3 protein-coding genes are annotated in these 3762 nt (G+C 54.8%); 2 read left to right on the top strand and 1 reads right to left on the bottom strand.

Translation table 11 applies throughout. From position 1 onward, the window contains the following. Window positions 1-587, bottom strand: a 587-nt coding sequence (locus ACOSYY_RS15640) for a sigma-54-dependent transcriptional regulator (RefSeq protein ID WP_421663539.1), incomplete at its 3' end; no start/stop codon positions are given. 366 nt (window positions 588-953) lie between these two features. Between ACOSYY_RS15640 and ACOSYY_RS15645 the strand changes: the two genes are divergently transcribed. Both ACOSYY_RS15645 and ACOSYY_RS15650 read left to right on the top strand, forming a co-directional pair. Beyond that, the gene (locus ACOSYY_RS15645; protein ID WP_421663541.1) at window positions 954-1151 is read left to right on the top strand and encodes a hypothetical protein; all 198 of its coding nucleotides are present in this window, start codon (window positions 954-956) and stop codon (window positions 1149-1151) included. Further along, window positions 1148-3762 (top strand): efflux RND transporter permease subunit (locus ACOSYY_RS15650; protein WP_421663543.1); only part of this gene is annotated, 2615 nt, incomplete at its 3' end. The genes ACOSYY_RS15645 and ACOSYY_RS15650, both read left to right, overlap by 4 nt.

Here is a 3762-nt window from a genome sequence, read left to right on the forward strand (position 1 = left end):
ATCAACACGGCGGTTCGGCTGCGGGAGACACGGCCGACGAGTTTGAACACCTCCACCATCTTCTTGCTCTGGCCGATCAACGACGCAGCCCGTGGGCGTTCACTGAACGCGCGCTGCAGCGAGCGATTGTCCTGGATCAAGTGCCGGTACTCGACGGCGTGCGTCATGGTGAGCACGAGTTCTTCGAGATTCACCGGCTTGGTGATGTAATTGTAGGCTCCTTGTTTCATGGCCTGGATCGCCGTGTCGACGGAGCCGAACGCGGTCAACAGCACGATAGGCATCTCTGGCATGGTCTTGCGAAGAAAATCCAGCAGGTCCAGACCGGACAAGGGGGACATGCGGATATCGCTCAAGACGGCATCATACGTCGCTTCATTGGCCTTGCTGAGGGCTTCAACGCCGTCACCCGCCGCATCCACGGCAAAGCCGGCTTGGCTCAAGGCTTCGGTCAACATGTCGCGATTCCGATGGTCGTCATCCACGACGAGGATGGAGGGCACATCACTCATTGACCTCTCCGGATCTCCTGCTTCTTCCAATTTCCGAATAGGCAGACTCACCATGAACTCCGTACCTTGTCCCACGGCGCTCTTTACAGCGAACCGCTCGTTAATGACAGTGTTTTACTTAACCTAAGCACGTGTTATGCCAAAAGCTTGCTCATCCTGATGCGTTACAAACAATACTCGCGATGGATTCCTCCCTACTACTAGAACCTCTTTCCAGAATCAGTATTCCGAAAAGCAATCACTCCTTTCTTCGATCGGCCAACTTGGCACACCTATGCATTAGTGGCACAGGCGGTTCTCCTTCGTCCTCGCAAAATGAATCTAACTGTCATATTTCGTATGACTTCGGTCGGTCTCGAGTTCAGGCAAATACTTTGCACCGTACGTGATGCATGATTGCCCATTAGCAACAGTCATGTCGCCTGAATAAGAGGTTCTCTCATGAAGAAGATCGTGGTCATTGCTCTGCTCATACCGTACTTCCTTGCGGTGATGTCGATCCTCATTGTGCTGGTAGTGGGGATGACGATTCAGCACATATCAACCGATGTCTTCTCGAATATCACGACTTCTGTCACCGCAATCGTCTTGATCTCCTCCCTACAGACGTCAGGACCTAACGCCGGAGTAAAAGAATGAAACAACTAGTCCATATTGCCTTGGGCAGGCCGTACACGTTCGTGGTGCTGGCGATCATTATCGTGGTGTTCGGGGCGATGGCGGTGCTCGAAGCACCGACCGATGTCTTTCCGGTCATTCAGATTCCCGTCAGTTCCGTCGTCTGGGCTTACGACGGACTGATGCCGCAAGATGTTGAAGGACGCATCACGTATGTATTCGAGCGTTTCCTCACCTCGACAGTGGAAGGAATCAAACGTATCCACAGCCAATCTTTCTTCGGCTTCAGTATCATCAACATCTTTCTTCAAGACGGAGTCGATCTGGCCGGTAGCGAGGCCGATATAGCGGCAATCGCACAGACCGCCGTCAAAGCGTTGCCGCCCGATATCTCTCCGCCCATGGTCATGCGTCTGTTCCCGTCTCAAGTGCCCGTGGCCACGTTAAAAGTCACATCCGACTCGCTGACTCCGGCCGAGCTCTATAATCTCTGCATCATGCGAATCCGCCCATTACTGGTCACGATACCGGGAGCGATCCTTCCGCACCCTTACGGTGGCCAAGATATGCAAGTCATGGTCAATCTCGACCAACAAAAATTACTCGCCCGACACCTCTCCCCTTCGGATGTCCATGAGGCGCTCGATAGACAAAACCTGGTACTCCCGGGGGGCGACATGAAAATCAAGTCGACCGACTGGATCGTCTTGACGAACGCTTCTCCACTGAAGATCACGGATTTTGGCGATATTCCGATCAAGCGGGACGGCAATGCCTTCATTCACCTACGCGACGTCGCGTCCGTGCGTCTCGCGGGGCGAGTGCAAACGAACAGCGTGCTGGTAGACGGTCAACAAGCCGTTATCATCGTCGTCATGAAAAGCAGCGAAGCCTCCACGTTGGAGGTCGTCGATGGGATCAGGGAAATGATCCCGCGCATCGAAACCGTCGTCCCGAAAGGGGTACAGGTGAAAATGATCATCGATGCCTCAAGCTTCGTCAAGGAAGCGATTGCGGATGTCGTCCATGAGATGATGATCGCTGCGACGCTGGTCGGCATCATCGTGTTGCTCCTGCTCGGCTCCTGGCGTCCGACGGTGATCGTCCTCACCTCGATCCCGTTATCCATTCTCTGCGCGCTCATCGGACTGCATTGGCTCGGAGAATCGATCAATATCATGACCTTGGGAGGATTGGCCTTGGCCGTCGGCATTCTCGTCGACAATGCCGCCGTCATGATTGAGAATATCGATACCCATCTTGAGACGGGCAAGCCGGTGGAGACTGCAATCCTTGATGCCGCCGGTCAGATCGTACTCCCGACATTCGTCGCCACATTGGCCATTTCAATCGTCTGGGTCCCGCTCTTCCATCTGAGCGGCGTGTCCGGGTGGGTGTTCCCTCCAATGGCGAAAGCGGTCATCATTGCAGTGCTCGCCTCCTTCATTTTGACGTACACCCTGGTGCCGACGATGGCAAAATATATTCTGAAGCCGCACCACGAGCACGGTGGCCGCTCCGAGGGAGAACAGTCACGAAATATCTTTCTACGATTCCAAGGGGCATTCCAACGTCGCTTCGATCAGTTTCGTGACTCGTATACTGCGAAGCTCGAGCAGTCGATCAACCATCGGCGGCGTTTCGTGGCCGTTTCCTTGGCGATCGCAATGGGTTCGCTTGTCCTCTTTTACTACAACGGGCGCGAATTCTTCCCCGAGGTCAAGTCCGGCATCCTGCAGATGCATATGCGGGCCCCCCTCGGTACTCGCATCGAGGCGTCAGGGCGCATCGCGTCACTTGTCGCCACAGATGTCGAAGATATGCTGGCGGGCCAGGTCAAAGACATCATCAGCAATTGCGGTCTACCAGTGGGGGCGCATAACCTTGCCTTCATTCCGACGCCAACGATCGGCTCCCAGGATTGCGACCTGACCATTTCCTTGAAGAATGAAAAGTCGCCGGTGTGGGAGTATCGACAGATTCTCAGCGAGGGTTTGGCTGACCGTTATCCGGGAACCGAATTCACCTTTCAGCCGGCCGATCTGACCGACAAGATTCTTAACTTCGGCTCGCCTTCGCCGATCGATGTGCAGGTGAACGGCCCGGAGCGGTACATTAACTATGAGTTTGCCCAAAAATTAGCGGACAAGTTTCGCCGGATTCCCGGCGCCAGCAATGTGGTGGTCCATCAAACGATGCGCACACCGACCATGCTTGTCGAAGCCAACCGGAGGTTCGCACTCGGCATGGACATGGACCAGACGGCCATCGGGAACAACATGCTGGTGACGACTGCCGGAAGCCAACAGGTCGATCAGAAGTATTGGCTCGATCGCATGACGGGCATGTCCTATCGAATCAATGTCTATACACCGCAACCCCAGCTCACCAGCGTGAAAGATCTGATGACCGTTCCGGTCACTCATGCGAGTGGCGATTCATCGGAAGGCAACGATGTGCAGCTGCTCGGCAACCTAGCCAACATTTCAGCCCTCGGAACCCCGGGCGTGATCACTCACGGGAATATCATGCCGCTCTACGACATCTACGTGTCGAATGAAGGACGTGACCTCGGTTCAGTTCTCGCGGATGTCGAGAAGGTGGTCCATGAGATGAAAGACGAGACACCCCA

It is taken from the genome of Nitrospira sp. BLG_2 (genome assembly GCF_049222245.1).

Excerpts from the sequence above, each read along its gene's own strand:
- ACOSYY_RS15645 (WP_421663541.1), top strand. The coding sequence starts at position 954 with ATGAAGAAGATCGTGGTCATTGCTCTGCTCATACCGTACTTCCTTGCG.